General features: G+C 52.8%; 17 protein-coding genes. 7 read left to right on the forward strand and 10 right to left on the reverse strand.

The features are described from left to right. Positions 1–7: 7 nt before the first annotated feature. Positions 8–787, reverse strand: coding sequence for a ParA family protein (locus ACSPJT_RS08390; protein WP_435895928.1), 780 nt, complete (start codon positions 785–787; stop codon positions 8–10). 172 nt (positions 788–959) lie between these two features. Between ACSPJT_RS08390 and ACSPJT_RS08395 the strand changes: the two genes are divergently transcribed. The 4 genes from ACSPJT_RS08395 (at position 960) to hisH (ending at position 5810) form a co-directional block, all read left to right on the forward strand. Continuing rightward, complete coding sequence (locus ACSPJT_RS08395) at positions 960–3179, forward strand: DUF255 domain-containing protein (RefSeq protein ID WP_435895929.1); 2220 nt, start codon at positions 960–962, stop codon at positions 3177–3179. A 75-nt stretch (positions 3180–3254) separates the two neighbouring features. Beyond that, positions 3255–4442 carry a PTPDL family protein gene (locus ACSPJT_RS08400; RefSeq protein WP_435895930.1) on the forward strand — a complete coding sequence of 396 codons (1188 nt, stop codon included), beginning with the start codon at positions 3255–3257 and terminating at the stop codon, positions 4440–4442. Between the two features lie 153 nt (positions 4443–4595). Then, positions 4596–5192 (forward strand): imidazoleglycerol-phosphate dehydratase HisB, encoded by a 597-nt coding sequence (gene hisB / locus ACSPJT_RS08405; RefSeq protein WP_435895931.1) that lies wholly within the window; start codon positions 4596–4598, stop codon positions 5190–5192. 3 nt (positions 5193–5195) lie between these two features. Further along, positions 5196–5810, forward strand: a complete 615-nt coding sequence (hisH, locus tag ACSPJT_RS08410) for an imidazole glycerol phosphate synthase subunit HisH (RefSeq protein WP_435895932.1) — start codon at positions 5196–5198, stop codon at positions 5808–5810. 97 nt (positions 5811–5907) lie between these two features. Here hisH and ACSPJT_RS08415 read toward each other — a convergent pair whose 3' ends face one another. The 5 genes from ACSPJT_RS08415 to ilvC form a co-directional block, all read right to left on the reverse strand. After that, positions 5908–7329, reverse strand: a complete 1422-nt coding sequence (locus ACSPJT_RS08415) for a metallophosphoesterase family protein (protein WP_435895933.1) — start codon at positions 7327–7329, stop codon at positions 5908–5910. 66 nt (positions 7330–7395) lie between these two features. Further along, positions 7396–8556, reverse strand: coding sequence for a tetratricopeptide repeat protein (locus ACSPJT_RS08420; RefSeq protein WP_435895934.1), 1161 nt, complete (start codon positions 8554–8556; stop codon positions 7396–7398). Further along, positions 8556–9794, reverse strand: a complete 1239-nt coding sequence (locus ACSPJT_RS08425) for a tetratricopeptide repeat protein (RefSeq protein ID WP_435895935.1) — start codon at positions 9792–9794, stop codon at positions 8556–8558. Before ACSPJT_RS08425 ends, ACSPJT_RS08420 begins: the two co-directional genes overlap by 1 nt. Then, entirely contained in the window at positions 9791–11167 is a 1377-nt protein-coding gene (locus tag ACSPJT_RS08430; protein WP_435895936.1) for an AAA family ATPase, read from the reverse strand. Before ACSPJT_RS08430 ends, ACSPJT_RS08425 begins: the two co-directional genes overlap by 4 nt. Positions 11168–11403: 236 nt before the next feature. Next, the gene (gene ilvC / locus ACSPJT_RS08435; protein WP_435895937.1) at positions 11404–12873 is read right to left on the reverse strand and encodes a ketol-acid reductoisomerase; all 1470 of its coding nucleotides are present in this window, start codon (positions 12871–12873) and stop codon (positions 11404–11406) included. 256 nt (positions 12874–13129) lie between these two features. On the opposite strand from ilvC, the gene ACSPJT_RS08440 reads away from it, so the two are divergent. Both ACSPJT_RS08440 and ACSPJT_RS08445 read left to right on the forward strand, forming a co-directional pair. Further along, entirely contained in the window at positions 13130–13888 is a 759-nt protein-coding gene (locus ACSPJT_RS08440) for a hypothetical protein (RefSeq protein WP_435895938.1), read from the forward strand. Positions 13889–14020: 132 nt separating this feature from the next. Further along, on the forward strand, positions 14021–14281 hold the full coding sequence (locus ACSPJT_RS08445; protein WP_435895939.1) for a SemiSWEET family sugar transporter: 261 nt from the start codon (positions 14021–14023) through the stop codon (positions 14279–14281). 44 nt (positions 14282–14325) lie between these two features. Here ACSPJT_RS08445 and ACSPJT_RS08450 read toward each other — a convergent pair whose 3' ends face one another. Both ACSPJT_RS08450 and ACSPJT_RS08455 read right to left on the reverse strand, forming a co-directional pair. Then, positions 14326–14829, reverse strand: a complete 504-nt coding sequence (locus tag ACSPJT_RS08450) for a protein-tyrosine phosphatase family protein (protein WP_435895940.1) — start codon at positions 14827–14829, stop codon at positions 14326–14328. 54 nt (positions 14830–14883) lie between these two features. Further along, positions 14884–16518, reverse strand: a complete 1635-nt coding sequence (locus tag ACSPJT_RS08455) for a peptide chain release factor 3 (protein WP_435895941.1) — start codon at positions 16516–16518, stop codon at positions 14884–14886. Positions 16519–16791: 273 nt separating this feature from the next. Between ACSPJT_RS08455 and ACSPJT_RS08460 the strand changes: the two genes are divergently transcribed. After that, complete coding sequence (locus tag ACSPJT_RS08460; RefSeq protein ID WP_435895942.1) at positions 16792–17019, forward strand: hypothetical protein; 228 nt, start codon at positions 16792–16794, stop codon at positions 17017–17019. Between the two features lie 21 nt (positions 17020–17040). On the opposite strand, the gene ACSPJT_RS08465 is transcribed toward ACSPJT_RS08460, so the two are convergent. Next, on the reverse strand, positions 17041–18180 hold the full coding sequence (locus ACSPJT_RS08465; protein ID WP_435895943.1) for a D-2-hydroxyacid dehydrogenase: 1140 nt from the start codon (positions 18178–18180) through the stop codon (positions 17041–17043). A gap of 44 nt (positions 18181–18224) precedes the next feature. Then, positions 18225–19685 (reverse strand): molybdate ABC transporter ATP-binding protein ModF, encoded by a 1461-nt coding sequence (gene modF / locus ACSPJT_RS08470; RefSeq protein ID WP_435895944.1) that lies wholly within the window; start codon positions 19683–19685, stop codon positions 18225–18227. Between the last annotated feature and the right edge of the window lie 54 nt (positions 19686–19739).

Consider the following 19739-nt stretch of genomic DNA (forward strand, 5'->3'; position numbering starts at 1 on the left):
GAGAAGGTTACGAGCGCGCGGTATCGACGTTGAGTTTATTTTCTGTTTCCAATCGTAGGTTATCAAAAACAGCCAGAACACCAGCGCCTTCCTCCATCACCCCGACTGGCAAGCCCTTGGCACTGGCACGAACGAAAAGATCATCACGAGGAACCACAGTGCGCATCACCATGTTCTGTGGCAGCAGGTTTCTCAGGGCCTGAACAGCTTCCAAGCTTTCAGCCAAACGGTTCTGAACCATGGTCATCACCACGCCTAACACATTCAACCGCGGATTCACCACCCGCATGCGAGTCAGTGCCTCCAGCATCTTCGGAACAGATCTCACTCCGAGAGGCTCAGCCTGCTGTGGCACGAGCACGGCATCACACGCGGATAACACGTCCGCTGTAACACCGAACAATCCGGCCGCGGTATCGATAATACAGACCTCATGCCCTTGGGCGGCAGCCATGCGGAAAAATGTTCTGACCCGGTGTAAGGATACGCCCATCGCACCTCCACCAAGTTCATAATCGCTACACTGTCCGGCAGGGACAAGTGCCAGTGTGTCCAAACGTGTAGGCACGATCAGCTGTTCCAAGGGAAAATTGGGATCGGCAATGGCATCGTAAAACCCGTTGAGTGTGCGCGATTGGCGGGTAAGCGAAAGGCCCACAGAACCTTGCGGATCTGCATCCACCAGCAATGTGCGTTTTCCACTACGTGCAAATGCGTGGGCAAGATTGATTGAGACGGTGGTTTTCCCCACACCTCCTTTTTGGCTAGAAACAGCAATGGTAATCACGGCAATATGAAACTCGGCACGGAGACTACTCCGGCAGGCTGCCGGGGGAAGTCTTTTTCCTTAGCGGGAGATTATCTTAGTCACTATTTACCGACAATAACTAATCGTTTTTTTTGGGTGCATCCTGAGGAGATCAAATTATCATGCCGGAGAATTGCCACTACCCTGCCCAATGCTCCGACTTTCCCCAGATCACATCCGACTCCCATTACTCAGTTATTCAGCCATTGGCATCATCACTCTTGGACTGACTAACTCTTGCAAGGAGAACAAGCCCGCGATCGTTTTGGAGCCAGAGGCCACCGAGATTGTGATTCCGATGGATCGCAACAATCTTGCCCAAACCACTGGCACCAGCAGCTTCCTCCACAACCAAGCCGACTCAAAAGTCCATTGGCAACCATGGAGCAAAAATGTGTTTAAGGTAGCCTCGGGTGAGAATAAAACCGTCTTTGCCTTTATTGGCGATGGCACTGACAGCCATTCCCTTTCCATCTTAAAAAAGATCAACGACTCTCCGGCCACATGTGCCGCACTCAACAGCAGCCACATCAATGTATTGGTTGATGCCAACCAACATCAGGACCTCGCCTTCCTGGCAGCATCACTGAATGTCAACACCGGCACCTCCGTCAACTCGCCTCAGTTAGTCTGGTTCTCCCATGAGGGTATCCCAGTCTCGTGGACCAGCATCAACAACAACAATGAACTGAACATCCACGAACTCATCAGCCGGATGAGCAACACTGTGACCCACCTTTGGCAGGACGATCCCTCTTACGTATTGAGTAACAGCCGCACGGATTTCATCCGACGGCTCGAAGCGATCAAACCAGAAGTCGTGGAAGAAGACGACCCAATCGCTCCTATTCGTGCAGTGAGACAGGCTGGCTCAATGTTTGACCCAACATCTAACACAATCGACAACTTAATCGGACTCTTCCCCGCGCGTTACACCGCACTGATGACCCTCTCGGCATACCACCCAGACATTTCTGATATCAAGCGGAAGAATTACTCGGACATCGCCAAGAGCACAGCAGAGAACATCATACTCGCCGGGCTGATTGACCCCCTCGACGGTGGCTCATTTTCAGGTATACAGCAGGCTACCAGTGCCCTCCCTGTCTTTGCCAAAACCCTGCCAGCCCAGACATCCACCGCACAGGCACTCTACCGCCTCTATCAGCTGACCAAGGATAGCCAATATCTCACTGCTGCTGACGCGATTCTGGACTACACTGAAAAAAACCTAGCACTCCCGGACGGAGGCTACGCCATGGGTATCATCTATGCAGATCATGACATTGTAGACAATCCATGCATCTGGACACTTGAAGAAATCGAAGCCGCTCTCACTGAAGAAGAAACCAAGCTCTGTGTGCAAGCATTTGAAATCAGTGGCCTTGGCAATATTCCACTGATTGACGATCGCAACCGTTCCTATTTCAGGAAAAACACCCTCACGTGGAAGCTCTCAATGAGCGAACTGGCCACACTGACCGGCATTCCGCAGGAGAGTCTGAAAGAGAAACTCGAATCGATCACCAAAAAGCTCGCCAAGCTCCGCACGGAAAAATCCGCCACCAGAGTTGAGGAAAAACTTACCACCACCGATTCCATGGCGGCACTCGCAAGTGCTTACGTCAGCGCATATCGCGCATCCGGCAATCAAGCGCGCCTTGAAAAAGCCAAAGGTATCCTCACCTTCATCCAGAAAAACTGCATCGATGGCTCAGGCACACTCCAGAGAAGCCGATACAACGGCCAACTCTTGGACAGCCAAGCTCATGGCATCGATTACGTCAAAGTGAGCCGCGCCGCCCTGGATCTCTATGAAGTTAGCCAAGATAGCACATGGCTCGAATGGGCCGCAAAAATCCATCAGCAGATGAACTCCCGACTTTCTGACGCCGAATTTTCGAGCCTCTCGGAAACCGACGGCTCCACCTACCCCCACCCTTTCAAAATCCGACAGTTCATCACCATTAAGCCCCTGAATAATGAATGCACATGGGGCATCGCCTACTCCAATGCCAAGCGGCTCGAAAACAACCTAGGTGGAACAGATTACGCTAAACAGGCGCACAATATCAGACTGCATCTCCTGTCTATGACCGATAGGGCACCACTTGCCAGCATTGACTTCCTGACAGCTGACGCACAACTCAATCTCAAAACCGTTTATTTGAAAGCTCCGGCATCTGCAGAGTTACTGAATGCGGCCCTACCACATGCATGCCAGATCGTTCACGTAACGGCAGATGGCAGCTACCCTGGACTCAAGGATGATGCCTCCAAGCTCACTAGCGGTGGCGCAGTGGTCAAACAAGGCGACAAGACTCTTGGCACCGCTGCCAGTGCTCAAGATCTTGACAAACTTCTGCGATAACTCAGATTACTTTAATAACACTCTAAGTAATTACTTATCCATAAGACTGAATAATCGGTCGATCCATATTTAAAGATGAAATCTGTCTACAAACTGTTGCTACTCGCCGGAGCTCTCACGGGCCAACTTTCAGCTGACACTATCGTGCTCAAAACCGGCGTGAAATACGAAGGCAAGGTGCTATCTGAGGATGCTACCAGCTACTTGGTTCAAATCTTTGTCACCAAATCCATCAAAGACGAACGTCGCATCCCCAAGGACCAAGTTCAGGAAATCATCCAGGAAACGGACGCCGCCAAGGACTTCAAAAATCTCGGCCCGCTTACACCCACTCCTAACAGAATGGCATCTGATATTTACCAAGGCCGCATTACCGCAGCCAAAAGCTTTCTCAAAAAGCACCCAAAATCAGATGAAGCCAAAGAAGTGCAAGAAGCTTTGGATATCTTGGAAAAAGAATACGCTGTCATTTCAAAGGGAGGAGTCAAACTCAATGGCCAATTGATCACCGCGTCCGACATCGAGGCAAATGCCTACGATGTTCATGCACGCATGATCGCTGAAGAGTTCTCCGAACTTGCGGCCCAAGGCCAACACCAACCTGCGCTTCGCAAATGGGAGGTTCTTAAGAACGAATACCCTTATTCGACATCCTTCATCGACAGCCTGCCACTTGCAGCCCGCGTCATGCAGGGATATCAAAAAATACTGCAGCAAGAGTTGGACACACTGGACGCCAGACTGAAGCAGCGTCAGACCGTGCTCAGCAGCCTGAGTGAAAACGACCGCCGTCGCGCCGAGCAAACCATTTCCCAGAAACAGGCCAAGTACGCCACTCTGATCGATCAGGAGGAAAAAGAACTCAAGACCCGCTGGCTCACAATCGATCCCTTCAACGAAGACGCTCTCGAATACAATCGCCGTAGCGCCGAGTCAGAACACCAGTCCATCACCAAGCTGGACACATCAAGAATCAAGATGGCCGGCCCTACTTACCGTGGTGCCTGGACGGCCCTTGCCAATGGTCAACTCGAGGAAGCATCCAAACTTATTCGCGAGCTGAAATCCAGTTTCCGCATGTCAGATAAATACGTGACTCCCCTCGCCGACCAGCTCGAGGAGAAAGAAAACAAAAAGAAAGCTGCTGAGGAAAAAGCCGCCGCTGAAAAAGCCGAACAGGAACGCCTCGCCAAAGAGGCCGCCGAAAAAGCTCGTAAGGAAGCTGCCGAGGCCAAGAAAAAGCCCAAGAGCAACAAGAAATAAGCGGCCAACGAATCAGCCACCACAAAGATCAACCGGCCAGCCTCGGCCAAATAAGGCTTGTTGCAGTCCAAGATGGGCGATAAACCCCGCCCGTCACCACGTTTGATATGTGTTCGCTGAATGCATCTAATTGAAATCTGATCTCCCGTCTCCATGAATACCAGCTCACGCACCGCATCCCAAGATCGCAAGACTGCGGAAACATCCATCAGCATCGCCATTGACCTCGATGGCTCAGGCAAGACGGATATTTCCACCGGGATTCCGTTTTTTGATCACATGCTTACCCTGCTAGGCAAGCACAGCTTGATCGATCTCACGGTGAAAGCGGACGGAGACATCGAAGTAGACGCCCACCACACCGTGGAAGACACCGGTATCGTGTTAGGCGATTGCATCCGCGAGGCACTCGGTGATAAAAAGGGCATCCGTCGCTACGGTCTCTCATACCTACCGATGGACGAAACTCTCAGTCGCTGTGTCATCGACCTCAGCAACCGCCCGCACCTCGAATTCCGCGCTCCGGTTTCCACCCCAGATGCACCCAATCTCCCCTTCACCCTCGTAGAAGAATTTTTCCGAGCTGTGACGAACAACCTGCGCGCGAACATTCATGTCGAGCTACTCTACGGACGTGACGGCCACCACATTGCCGAGTCGATGTTCAAGGCCCTCGCTCGTTCGCTAAGACAAGCTATCGAGATCGACCCACGCGAAACCGGAATCCCGAGCACCAAAGAAGCGCTCTAACAGATGAAAGTTGGCATCGTCGATTACGGCCGCGGAAACATCCGCAGTGTTGAAAACGCCTTCCTCGCTATTGGCGCGGACGTGGCTCTCATTACCAAACCCGAAGAACTCGAAGACATCACCCACCTGGTCGTCCCCGGTCAGGGAGAGTTTGGCGATTGCGCGGCCAACTTGAAAAAACAAGGCATGTTTACTCCCATCCAAGAATGGGCAGCAGCAGACAAACCCTACCTCGGCATTTGCGTAGGCTATCAACTCATCTTCGATTCTGGCGAAGAATCCCCTGGCGCCGAAGGACTCGGAATCCTGCCCGGCACCGTCAAACGCTTTCCTGACGTGGGCCTGAAAATCCCACACATGGGCTGGAACTCCGTCACCCTAACAGACCCCAGCCACCCCATCTGGCAAGACCTGCCCGACGAGCCGTTTTTCTACTTCGTGCACTCCTACTACCCGGAGCCAGCGGACAGTAAAGTAGCCGCCGCCATCTGTGACTACGCCCTGCCCTTCGCCGCCGCCGTCACCCGTGGCAAACTCATCGCCACCCAGTTCCACCCGGAAAAAAGCCAGCACAACGGCCTCCAGCTGCTAAGAAACTTCTGCGCCATCGAGGCGTAGCAAGGTAGGACAGCTTTGCAAGCTGTCGGCAGGCTATGTGAACGCGGCGTGCTTGGGATGATTATTCCGCGGGTTGCCGACAACTTAAAAAGTTGTCCTACCATGGCAGGCTAACCACCTTCATTTTCCAATCCTTGAAATCCTCGCGCAATGTGAGAATCCCGTAGGTCGAGAAATCGAAGCCGTTGTTCACTCCATAATGTCCGTCTGGCGTGATGTTGAACGTCCAGACTGATCCATCAGGAAACGCACGTTCAGGCACTGTCTCCAGGTATGGCGTGAGCTTGGCAGCTGGCACTTCCTCATACTTTTTGGAGTCGCCCTTCTGCCAGTGACGAAAAGCTCCGGAAGAGGCGACCAATCGGCGCATGATAGGACTAGGTGTAGGCGTATGCTGGTGTCCTCGGATGATTCCCCGCAAGCGACGTTCGGGGGTGCTGTATGCCTTTAGTAACACTGCAGTAGGCTTGCTGCCAAAGATCAATGCCCGGCCTACGCCCACGTCAGGATCCTCGGCGAATACCGTGAAATCATGCCATAGGAAACCATTCGCCCTTGGTGCCGTGGGTGTCTTGGGTGTGAAGTTGATGAAGTGCTTGCTACAAATTTTGTCGTTCTCATCGTTTGATTCAATCCACTCTTCGTGATGATGATGAAAATCGCCGCGTTTCAGTTCACCCAGTAGCTGGAAGCGGTGATTACCATCGGCGGCAAGTAGTGGCCGTGGATCGTAGCCCGGCTCGATCCCACCGTGGTTCATCTGCACGAAGTCACCTTTGGTGCCGGCATAGAACACCACCGGCAGCATGTCGAAGGCCTTGAGCAGATTACTCAATTTCAGGTCCTTTCCAAAGCGGTGCTTCAGCTCATCGAGGAAACCCCAGCTGGAAAAAAGCCATAGGTCCTCGTGGTTTCCCATCACCAGATGAACATTATCCGGATTTTCTAATTTTAACCGGAACAAGGTGTAAATGACCTCGGTGCCATAAGCCCCCCGATCAACAAAATCACCAGTGTAAACCAAGTGAGCTTTTTTATCAGCCACTTTGAATCCCTGCAAGATGCCCGATTCTTGAAGGTCCTCCAGCGACTTGATTAACGAGCGAATATCGCCGTGCAAGTCGCCCTGAACGATGATCCTTGAATCTGGCTGCAATACGACCTTTTCCGCGAATGGGAAATAAGGGTCTTCACGTTCTGGATCTGGTCCGCGCGGAGCATCGAAAAAGATCTTAGAGTCAGGCGCAGCCCCGTGCCACAGCTCGGATTGGCCTAACTTTCCCGATTTGTGAGCTGCGATGAAGCGCTTCAACATGGCATCAAACATCGAGAAATCTCGCACCGGCAACTGTGCCAGCTCCGGCCGTTCTCCCTTAAGCTTGCGGTTGTCCGGCACTTTCGCACAGGCAGCTTTCCATTCACGGAAGCTAGGGTAAACGGGCCACTCATGCTGCATGGCGCGAGATTCTGCTCCAAGGCCCAAAACCAACAAACTTAAAATCGATGGCACAAATTTCATGCCGTGAATTTAAGGAGTTTTATGGCTGGTGCAAGAGCGATTCTATCAGGAGAACCGAGGTAGAATTTACTCTATCGGCAACTTCGGCATGTGCTTGCGGAGACGACGTTTGCGCCAACTCTCCCACATCGGGTAAAACACACCTAGAACAAGCAACCCGATGAAAATACCAGTGAAAGCCCAGCTGAAAGCAGTCGCGACATAACCACTGCCTCCATTGAAATATAAACTGGTTATGGAGGTGAGATAGATGATCGATGTTATGAACCAGATCAGCCAACGCTGCCACAATTTCAGCCCAAGCAACCACGTGAGCCTACTACTCCAGCGTAACTCCTCCGCCCTCAGGATCAGCCACTCGTAATATTTTCTAACTGGAAATAAGGTCACCAGCCAGACCAGGTTAAACCCTAAGGTGAACACACCGATAAAAAGTGCTATCGGCCAAGTGATATAGAAGATCACCGATTCCATCCAAGCTTCAAGAAATCGGTAAATGCCCCGAAACACATACCATGGCGATGTGAGCAGCCGGCATAACCAGTTTTTGCTGATGGATTTTTTGGCAGCTAGTTCACGAGCACTCGGATCGGTCGGGTCAATTTGAAGAGAGGTTTTCAGGTGTTCTTCTGCACGTTTCTTATCGCCACCTTTGCCATAATAATGCTCGGCAGCCCAGTAGTGCACAGAGGCGTCATCAGGAGCCAGAACCAGAGCACTTCCTAACATTTGTCCGGCTTCTAAGGTTCTCGGTTTTTCAAGACACTGTAAAATATGGGCCTTGGTGACATACGAGTAGGAATTGTCAGGATAGAGCTGTATCAGGCGATCGCAGCATTGCAGAGCAAAGCGTTCATCGTAGCCGACTGTGGTACGAGCAAGAATTTCCCACGCAGAGAAATTATCGGGATCCATCGAGAGGGTCTCTATCGCCTGCCGCTCGACCTTGGAAAAAGTCGAAAGGTTACTCCGCATGTTAGTCAAAGCTAACAGGCTGCGGGCATAGCTGTTCTCTGGATCAAGAGACAATGAAGTTTCCAGATGATGCTTTGCCCTTTTGATATCCTCGACACAGAGGTAGGCGTGGCCCAACGATGCATGCAGATAATCCGCCTCCGGGTTTTCAGCGATCGCCTGATGACCAGCTTCGATCGCTTTATCGTAACGACTGGCTTCTAACCAATGATAGAAAACCTGTTCCTTACGTTCTGCAAAGTCCTCGGACATCAATCGGCATCTTTATTCAAACTGGGGACCAAGCCCAGCCATGTGCTGATGAAACAGACGATCACCGCGACATTCAGATAAGTGGCTTCCCCTGTTAGCATGACTCCCACAGCACAGCCGTAGGCCACCAGAGCAGCACCGCCAAAGATCAGTTGTCCGACCAGTGAACCGTTCAAAAATACCCGCGAGGCCGGGATCGCAGAGAGCATCAGACATGCCCCACCCATAGCTAAACCGAGTGGGCCCACCGTCACGCCAGCGATCACCAATAGTATTCCCAGACAAAGCACTCCGCCGACAGCCCAGGCATCTCTTTTTTCTGAAGGAACCAAGGCCATGCGAGCAGTTCGGTCTTTGAGGATAATGAAGTGGCCCAGACCATTGGCAATCCAGCTACCAAAGACAAAGAAGATAAACAGCAGGCCAACGGCCGCACCAAGGATCGGGTGAACAGTGGTGAGAAAACCTCTCAAGAAACGGAACGCAAGGTAGATACCGATGATGATGATCCACTGGCTTTTTTCCGAGTATTTCTGAATGAAAAAGACCCACTTCAGATAGAGACGGTAAAACAGAGAACGCGCCTTGTAGGATTCTAACAAACCAGCACGACCGTATTCCATTTCTGGATCGATCCGCAGAGATTCCATGCAGTGCTCCTCCGCTCTCTTGTAGTCACCACGCTGCAGCGCCACCCAGCCGGCATTGGCATGAGTGAACGCATCTTCAGCATCCTCAGACAAGCGCTGCTCAATGGACTCTTGCGATGAATCCAGCTTACCTTGCAAACGGAGAAACAGGCTGAGCAAATTAGCAGCTGAAGTATCATCCGGGTTCAATTCCAGCGCTTTCCGCGCAGCCTCTTCCCCCTTGGCCCATTGGTTCATCCCCATGTATGCGGAAGCCTTTGCCACCCATGCGATTCCCAAGTCAGGATCTTGCACGATAGCTGCCTCTGCAACGGTCAGCGCCTCTTTATCACGATCCAGCTTCGTCAGGATGACTGCCTTAATTGCCGTGTAATAGGCAAATTCCGGATCCAGCGCAATGGCTGCATTGATCGAATCCAGTGCTTCTTTTTTTCGACCTGGGATTTCTAACAAATTCCATGCACGCTGATAATGCGCCTGATCACAGTCAGGATCTTCGCGCAACACTTCGTCAAGCAAAGCCAGGGCCTCCTCGTATCGATGGTGATCGTGCAAGAGGTCTGCACGTTGAAGTTTGCCCTCGATCATTTCTTCAGCCCCATGAATTCTAACACATCATCGTAGAAACCGCTTTGATTGGCATAGAGCGCGTAGTTCTTGGCACTTTCAAACCACTTGCGCGTCGACGGCTTCACCTGCTTGGTCGCCTTCACCAGATCCTTACCCGTGATCGGGATGATCTTGCCTTTCTTCATCGCTTCTTCGAGCTTGGACTCGGTGGCATGATCGAATACGGCCGTGATATCGGCACCGGAAAAACCATCGGTCTTCTTGGCCAGCACACTTTCTTCCAGAGATACGACAGGTTTGTCCTTGGAGTGAATTTTGATGATTTCCTCGCGCGCCACTTGGTCTGGCGGTGGCACGAAGATGAGCCGGTCAAAGCGACCAGGCCTTAAAAAGGCACTGTCGAGATGCCAAGGGGCGTTAGTAGCGCCAAGCACTAGCACCCCGTCATTGTTAGCTTCAGCACCATCGAGTTCGGCGAGAAACTGGTTGATCAACGTTCTACCAGCGGAGCCTTTGAGATCGCGTCGATCAGCGGCGAGGGCATCGATTTCATCGAAGAAAAGAACTGATGGAGCATACTTCCGTGCCAGTTCAAAAATCTTGTGCAGCTTGTGCTCACTTTCGCCGATATACATGTCTAACACTTGGTGCAGACCGATGGAAAAGAAGTTCGCCTTGATCTCTCCCGCCGTCGCCCGGCTGAGCAAAGTTTTCCCGCAGCCAGGTGGGCCGTACATCAGCACACCTCCGCCGGCCTTTTTTCCGTAGGCCTTGAACAGGTCCGGATTTTTCAGCGGGTGAATGATTTTCATGCGAATATCCTCCTTCACTTTTTCCATGCCTCCGACGTCTTTGAAGGCAACATCGGTATTGATTTTGAATTCGAGCTCAAGCTCACGTGCAGCGACTCCGTCGAGTCCCTCCAGTTCATCAGCGTCCTGCCATTGTTCTTCGTGCAGCTGACCACTACTGGTCATGGCTGCACGTTTGCCGGTACCACCAGCTCGGATGATTTTGTCGAGCAGGTTGTCATTTTCCAGCTTGGGATCCAGCGACACTGCACGATCGTAGTTTGTGCGAGCATCTTTCGCGTCGCCCTCTTTAAGTTGTAGCCGGGCTAGCAACAACCACGCAGCAGCGCATTCAGGCGACTGCTGGGTCACCGTTTCCACACGCAAGACCGCCTCAGAAGTGCGACCCTCCAGATCGATGAGATGAGCGATGCGCACCATGGCATCTGCATTCCCAGGCTCCAGACTGAGCACGTGATCGTAGGCCTTGCGAGCTTCTGCCAGTTCAAACTCATCCTCGTAAGCCTTGGCCACCATCAGCAGCAAAGGCACATTGTCAGGAGAAGCCGCCAGCGCCGCTTTGAGAGATTCCAAATCCATGACGTTAGGGAAGCGGAACGGCGGGCTTTCGGAAAGCGTAAAAAGCGGGCATAGCCATCTCCGCTGAGGTGATGGAGGGTAGGACGGCTTTGTAAGATGTCGGCATGCTTTGTGAACCCATCGTGCTGGGGATGATTACCCCTAGGGTTGCCGACAGCTTGTAAAGCTGTCCTACTAAAAAAGGGAGCCCGTTACCGGACTCCCTTTTGAAATATTGTTGGTGTCAGAAGTGATCGTTAGATCGCTTTCATTCCGTCCATGGCGGCGCGGAGTTCTTCTCCGACGACTTCCACCCAGTGGGTGCGGATTTCTTCGTTCACAGCCACCAGCAGGCGGTTGTCCACGGCGTTGTCGTCCATCTCGAGGCCTTTGCCGATGACGCTGGTGTCGATGTCCTTCATGAAGTCTTCAAGAAGTGGCACCGCAGCGTGGGCGAAGAGGTAGCAGCCGTATTCAGCAGTGTCGGAAATGATGCTGTTCATTTCGTAGAGCTTCTTACGGGCGATGGTGTTGGCGATGAGTGGTGTCTCGTGAAGTGACTCGTAGTAAGCGGACTCAGGCTCGATGCCGGCTTCCACCATGGCTTCGAAAGCGAGTTCTACACCGGCACGCACCATGGCGACCATGAGGATACCTTTGTCGAAGTACTCTTGCTCGGTGATGTCACCAGCGGCTTCGGTTTTTTCAAATTCAGTCTCGCCGGTTTCCTTACGCCAGGTGAGGAGGTTTTTGTCGTCGTTGGCCCAGTCTTCCATCATGGTGCTGGAGAAGGTGCCATCGATGATGTCGTCCATGTGCTTCTCGAAAAGCGGACGCATGATTTCCTTGAGGTCCTCGGAGAGTTCGAAGGCCTTGATCTTGGCTGGGTTGGAAAGGCGATCCATCATGTTGGTGATACCACCGTGCTTGAGAGCCTCGGTAATGGTTTCCCAACCGTATTGGATGAACTTGACGGCCCAGGCTGAGTCGATGCCTTCGCTCTTCATCTTATCGTAGCAAAGCAGTGCGCCAGCTTGAAGAAGGCCGCAGAGGATAGTCTGCTCGCCCATGAGATCGGACTTCACTTCGGCTACGAAGGAAGACTCGAGAACGCCGGCACGGTGACCGCCTTGGGCAACGCAGAGAGCCTTGGCAATTTCCAGTCCGTCGCCGTTAGGATCGTTTTCGCCGTGGCAGGCGATGAGGGTAGGAACACCGAAACCGCGCTTGTATTCCTCGCGCACCTCAGAACCGGGGGACTTAGGAGCCACCATGATCACAGTGAGATCTTTGCGGATTTCCACGCCTTCTTCCACGATGTTGAAACCGTGTGCGTATGAGAATACAGCACCTTCCTTCATGTGGGGAATCACAGAGGCGACCACAGCAGTGTGCTGCTTGTCAGGTGTCAGGTTCATCACGATGTCAGCGGTAGGGAGCATTTCCTCGTAAGTGCCGACTTCGAAACCATTCTCGCTGGCGTTCAGGAACGACTGACGTTTTTCCTCAATCGCAGCACCGCGCAGGGTGTAGGAAACGTCGAGACCGCTGTCACGCATGTTGAGGCCCTGGTTAAGACCTTGTGCGCCGCAACCGACGATGACGATCTTCTTGCCCTTGGCTGCGTCCACGCCATCGGCGAATTCGGAAGCATCCATGAAGCGGCAGGTGCCAAGCTCATCGAGCTGGCGGCGGAGTGGGAGTGTGTTGAAGTAGTTAGAACTCATAATGATGGGTAGTGGTGAGAGGTAAATAGTCTCTGGACGCGCCCATTCAAGCCTAGATGCATCGTTGCGTAAATTGATTTATTTACGATGTCATATTGCGTATACAGCAATACTTCCACCTGCGCAGTTGATTGTATTTATTCTGCCAATATTCAGAGCAAATTCTCAATCCACGCTCGTTCCAGACCTATACGTGGGCACGCTGAAATTTTTAATTGGGCTTGTGTGAAATTGGGCAAAACGCTAGATCTTCAGCATGCACAAGTTCACACGCATTTTCCTAGGCTCACTAGTCGCCACCATTTCCTCTGCTTCTGCAGCAGTCTATTCTCCCATCGCCATTGAGGCCGGTTACTTCGACCGCGATGTGATCCACGGATCTGGAACTGCGATCGGAGCCGCCGGAGCAACATCAAATTTTGGTTTCACCAATGCGGTTCTCTATGAAAACGGTATTGCTGCACAGGGTGGAGGGACGCTTTCGGGCGGATTGGCCTCTGACGGCGCGCTGTCTGTTCTTGACGGTGCTGACACATACAACTTTCAATTTGCTCCTGATGGGGCCGCGAATGTGCGAGTTCACCACGGGGGTGCTAGAATAGGCACGATGACGCTCTCTACGGCGGGTCAATACACATCACTGTCGTTATTGGGTCACTCAAATGCAGCTGCCTCAGTGTTGAATTACACCGTGAATTATGACAGTGGTGCGGCGGATACTGGCAGCTTTTCTTTCGGCCTCTATACCGCGACAAGCGGTCCAGGGCTCGTCGCAACACCTTTTCGCTCGAATAGCGGTAATACTTGGAATGGAACGGCTACCACAACTGGAGTTGGCCTATACCACCGCGATATTGCGGTCGATTCCAGTCGTAACGTGACTTCAGTCACCTTGGAATGGTTAGGCAACAACAGCGGCGTTTACGCATTGTCCGGCGTTATGGTTCCTGAGCCAAGCGTAGCGCTTCTCGGAATCTTTGGCGGCCTCGCTCTCATCCTCCGCCGTCAGCGGTAGGCCAACGCGACACCAAAATGGCGCCCATTTTCACTGAGCGCCATCCGAACGCTCAATTGGTATCTCAATAAACTGTCGGATTAAATTGAGCAGTTGACGTGGCGGGCTCGTTCAGCGAGTAGTCGGGCAGCAATGCTCGACATAGAAATGATCGGCTTCATCGCCGCCACGCTGACCTCATTCTCTTTCCTTCCGCAGGTCATCAAGATCTGGCGAACCAAGAAGGCAGAAGATCTATCAATTCCTGCGTTCAGCGTGTTTTTGCTCGGTGTGCTGCTGTGGCTGATCTACGGACTCGGCAGTGGATCGCGTCCTGTCATCGTCGCCAACGGCATCACCGCCATACTCGCATGTGGTGTGCTAGTTCTCAGTCTCCGCTATCGGCATCACTGATCGTGGGCTGTTCGCGACAGAGTCATCTCATGGATGCCCCCTTTTCAATCCGAGGATTTTGCCGGGCGGTATTTTTTGGTTAGACGCCTTGCGCACTCCATTTGAGCACCGGTCTCGAGGCAGCATTTTCGTTTGGAACGAATCCAATCGACCGGATCCATCCCCTCCGGAATAAAACCTGCTTTGGCGCACCAGGCGATGATGAACTGCCCCGTGCGACCGCAGCCTGCCACGCAGTGAATCACCGCTGGCTCGCCGGCGGCATGGTGTTTATCCATGAGCTTGAGAAAATGCTCGATCTGCTCCTGCGTGGGCACGCCATAATCAGGCACATGGATGAAGTGATAGGCTAGGTGCGACGGCACATCTTGCCGGTTATCAAACTCACAGACATTGACCACGGCTTTGATGCCTTGTTCATCAAAGAGGTCGAACACATAAGGATCAGGCCACCAAGAGGCGGCGATGACATCTTTTACAATCCAGGTCAAAGGCTCAGTCCGTTCCGGCTGTCCTCGCTCCGGCCAGTACCATGGGCGAATGGGCATGTGCATTTATTGCAGCATCAGTTTGCAATGCAATAAGAGAAGAGATCCACTCATTCAGTTTGCGTGATCTCGGAATGTCAGGTGCTCATTTCCGTCGTGAAGCACGCTGACCATGTATTTGGACGTTAGCAAAACGACCCATTGATCATCTTGGTCTTGGGCGATGGAGCAGCCTGAGGGTAGCTTCACTTTGGGAGCATCACGATCGCGCCTCAATGGATCTGGCTCTTTTTCCTCAAACCACTGAACGACAGACCAAGGCGAAGGCTCAAGCCTGGTTTCCACTTGATATTCGGAAACAAGACGCGCTTGCAAGACCTCGAACTGAAGCGGCCCCACCGCACCTAACAACGGAACTCGCTCGATACTTCCGTGCACATAATATGCCTGAGCCACACCTTCTTTCATCAGCTGCTCGATGCCCGAGCGGTAGCGCTTGATGTGTGTCGTATCGCTATTGCGGATGAAGGTGAAACACTCTGGAGTGAAACGCGGCATCTCATTGTAGACGACGCTCTGATCACTTGTTAGAGTGTCTCCGATGAGGAAGTTATAGTTTCCTACGAGGGCAAGAATGTCACCGGCGTAGGCCGTATCGAGAGTTTCGCGGTCTTGACCGAAGAGCTTCTGGGCATTCGCCAGCCTCACTTTTTTGCCAGTGCGCTGGTCGATGACCTGCATATCTCTTTCAAAGACACCGGAGACGATGCGAATGAATACCGCACGGTCTCGATGTCGCGGATTCATGTTGGCTTGGATTTTGAAAACGAACCCTGAGAAATTGTTTGTATTGGGATCGACCATCTCTCCATCGCTCACCCGACCTGTCGGAGGTGGTGCCATTTCCAGAAAGCTTTCCAGCATGTTCTGAACTCCGAAGTTATTCATCGCACTGCCGAAATAAATAGGCATCTGTTTTCCGGCCAGAACTTGATCAAGATCCAGAGGTTCGGTCAGGCCGTCGAGCAATTCCACTTCCTGAGTTACGGCCTCGTAGAGATCATCGCTCAGAGCTTCACGAACTTTATCATCGTCGATTCCGGCCACTTCAAGCGGGGCTTTAAACGCGCCTCCTGCGGTTCGTTCAAACAGATGCACTTCATCCTTTTTCCGATCATACACTCCTCGAAATCGAGGTCCGTCACCGAGCGGCCAGTTGACTGGCGCGGGTGCCAATTTTAGAACATCTGCCAGCTCGTCGATCAACTCCAGAGGCGGACGTGATGGTCGGTCCATCTTGTTGATGAAAACAAAAATAGGCACGCCTCGTCTGCGACAAACCTCAAACAGCTTCAAGGTCTGTGCCTCGATCCCTTTACCGGCATCGATGACCATCACCGCGGCATCCACTGCCGAAAGAACGCGGTAGGTGTCTTCAGAAAAATCATGGTGACCCGGTGTATCTAGCAGATTGACGCAGCAACCGTTGTATTCAAATTGAAGCACGGTGGAAGAAACCGAAATCCCCCGTTCTTTTTCCATCGCCATCCAGTCACTGGAGGTAGACTGCTGCTCTTTTTTTGAAGTCACGCTCCCCGCCAAACCAATCGCTCCTCCATAAAGCAGTAGCTTTTCGGTGAGTGTTGTTTTCCCCGCATCCGGGTGGGAAATGATCGCAAAAGTCCGACGACGTGAAATCTCGCGGGAGGTGGCGGCCGGGACTGTGTTAATAGAGGCTGAAGTGGTCAAGAGGAGCCATTGGTAACTCAAAGTGACATCATTGACAACCCGTCAGATTTTCGAAATGGAACGGTGTATTCAGAATAAAAAATGCAGTCGAAATGAGGCATTACCACCGCGAGATCCATGTTCTCCGTGCAAGTCGCTTCATCACTATTCTGGCTGATTCTTCGTTTATTCTTGTTTGAAGCGACAATAGGAACCTATGAGGGCCGCGCAGCGGCGAAAGCGTTGCTGCAGCGAACAGGGCTCCCCTGTCACAACACTACAACGAATTGACCCATGGCCTTTACACCAAGCAAAGATCAGAAACGCCACGAGCGAGAACAGAAGAAGCTGGAAAAGCGCCTGGCAAAAGAGGAAGCAAGGGCTGAAAAGCTCGCAGCTCAGCAGGCAGCCGAGGAAGCCGCCGCTGAGGAAGCTATCAGAGCAAAAGCCGCTGAAGCACTAGCGAAAGAAGAAGCTGATTTTGAGGCCGAGCTGGCAGCTGAGGCTGCCGCGTCGAACTAATTTCTTCCTGAGAAGCGTGCGCTAGTAGCCGGCTTTTTTATCCACGCAGTTGAGCAGAGGTTCGCCAGCACCGAAGCGGCGGAGGTTTTCCACCAAGAGGGCGGAGCGACGCTCGTCGGTGACTTCGGCTCGCGATGCGATGTGCGGGGTGATGATCACGTTGGCCTGTTTCCACAGGGGATGATCAGCGAGCAGCGGCTCGGGATCGGTGACATCGAGACAGGCACCGGCGAGTTTGCCGCTTTTCAGCGACTGCATCATCGCTTCTGTGTTCACGACCTTACCGCGGGCAATGTTGATCAAATAGGCACCCTTTTTCATGGCGGCGAATGCCTTGGCGTCTAGCAGATCTTTGGTTTCATCGGTCAGCGGAACGGCAAGCGCGACCACGTCCGCCTCCGGTAACATCGCTAAGAGATCTTTCGGTTTTCCAACCTTGGTGATGTAGTCAGGCGATGGTTTGTCGCTGCGACGGGTGCCGATGACATTCATGCCAAAACCATTGGCGCGCTGGGCGATTTCAGATCCGATCCCACCCAGACCGACCACGAGCATGGTCTTGCCCTGAAGCGCGATCGACTGGCTAGTGCCACCTCCTCGGCGGTTCCACTTACCCTGCTTTTGCATTTCAGCGTAGTGTTGTAAATTCCTTGTTAGAGTGAGCAGCATTGCCATGGCGTGATCGGCGATAGCTGGTCCGTGCACACCGCGGGCATTGGTCATGACGATGTCGTCATTCTCGATCAATGGTTTGATTCCGAGGTAGCGGTCCACCCCGGCGCTCGGCACCTGCACCCAGCGGAGGTTGGTCGCCTTGGCGAGAAACTCAGGCGTGGCTAGATGCGCATCCACACCGTGCGCTTCGGTTGCGCGGTCGAGGGCCTGCTTAGGTGACAGGCCGGTGATGATGCGGACATTGGGCGCGAGACGGACTACCTTGGCCTGGTCTTCCTTGGAAATAGAACCGGCAAAAAACGTCAGCTGCTTTTTCGCATCGGGCATTTTGATCGCGATCTTGGCATTGTGTAGCGAGCCTAACTCTTCAGCCAATGCTTTATTTTCTGAAGCCTTCATCGGCTCAGCGGAGGCGGTTGAGGAGAGCATGATGGCTCCCAGAGAGCAAAATGCGGCGAACGAGTACTTTCGGCGGTGTAGTTTCATTCCTGACATCTAACTCATCCTCGCCAAAGATCAAATCGTTTAGATCAGATCGAACCCTTGGAGATGGCGTAGGCCGGCCCGGACTCCGGACGGGGCTGGATTTCCTCAAATCGTAACTCGTGAGTCAGGCAGTCGAGATGATCCTCGGCGTCGTGTGAAATGTAGAGCACTTGGGCGATCTTCCGGCGCGCGATCTGATTGATCAGCTGGATCACCAGCGCGCGGTTGATGGGGTCGAGCCCTTGGCATGGTTCGTCGAGAATCAGCAGGTGCGGCCGCTTGATCAGGGCGCGGGCGATGAGAAGCATGCGCTGCTGACCGAAGGATAAATTCTGGAAATTCGTCTTAGCATGGTGATCCAGCTGCAAGAACTTGAGCCATTCGTTACCGATGCGTTTGTGCTCGCGCGAGACCGGCTGGTAGATACCTATGCTGTCAAAAAAACCCGACACCAACACCGTCAGGGCGGGCACTCTAACACGATATTGCTGGTGCAGCGCCGTCGACATCAGGCCCATGTGGCGCTTGATATCCCAGATCGACTCCCCCTGTCCGCGCTGCTCACCAAAGAGGTAAATCTCATTGCTGTAACACTGCGGATGATCGCCGGAAACGAGGTTTACCAAGGTGGATTTTCCAGAGCCGTTCGGACCGCTGATTTTCCAATGCTCGCCAGGCATGATCTGCCAGTCGAGACTGCGGATGATTTCCTTGTTGTGATAACCCACATTCACCGAGCGCATGTCGATGATCGGCTGACCGGCAACGGGCTCATACGGCTCGGCATCTTCCAGCGCGGATGGCAGTGGCCTTTCCTCCGTGTGCATCGATTGCAGTTGCTGCCAGAGAGGACTTTTTTCCACCTCCCCCCGCTCTCCGGAAAGCACCAAACTCATCTGATGCAGGCAGGCGAGATGGGTGATGTGATCGCCCAAGTGGGAAAGACGGTTGACGATCAGCACCACGGGAATTTCCAAGCTGAGCTGGGCGATGACCTCTTTTAAATGAGATACAAATACGTGGTCGAGTCCATCGTAGGGCTCATCCAGCACCAGCATATCGGGCGACTGAGACAGCGCGCGGGCAATCATCATCCGGCGGCGCTCGCCAGTGGAGAGAATGCGGAAGCCGGTGTATAAAAAGGCATCCAGCTGCATGGTTTTGATAATCTCGTCGAGACCAACCCCGGGCTCCAGCAGCTCTGTGATTAATTCATGGGTGGTGCGACCTTGGTCGATCTTATCCATCGACTCACTATCGTCCTCATAAATTTCCCGCTCTAACAAACCTTGTTCATCCTCAAAAGAAACGGTGAGGATCTTCTCAGGCGCAGTCTGGCAATACTTACCCGCAGCCAACATCATCGCGAAGGTGGACTTTCCCGATCCGTTACCGCCTATGACCGCCCATTGTTCACCAGGTAGGATTTCAAACCCCGGCACAGCCACAGTTCGGCTACCCTGTGCGGAAACATGGCTCATCTTGAGGATTGGTGTGTCACTCATGCTTGGCTGTATGTTTGATTGCGAACGGGGAAAATGTCGATAGGCTAATCGTGC

Source organism: Oceaniferula spumae, assembly GCF_042849255.1.
Taxonomy (GTDB): Bacteria; Verrucomicrobiota; Verrucomicrobiia; order Verrucomicrobiales; family Akkermansiaceae; genus Oceaniferula; species Oceaniferula spumae.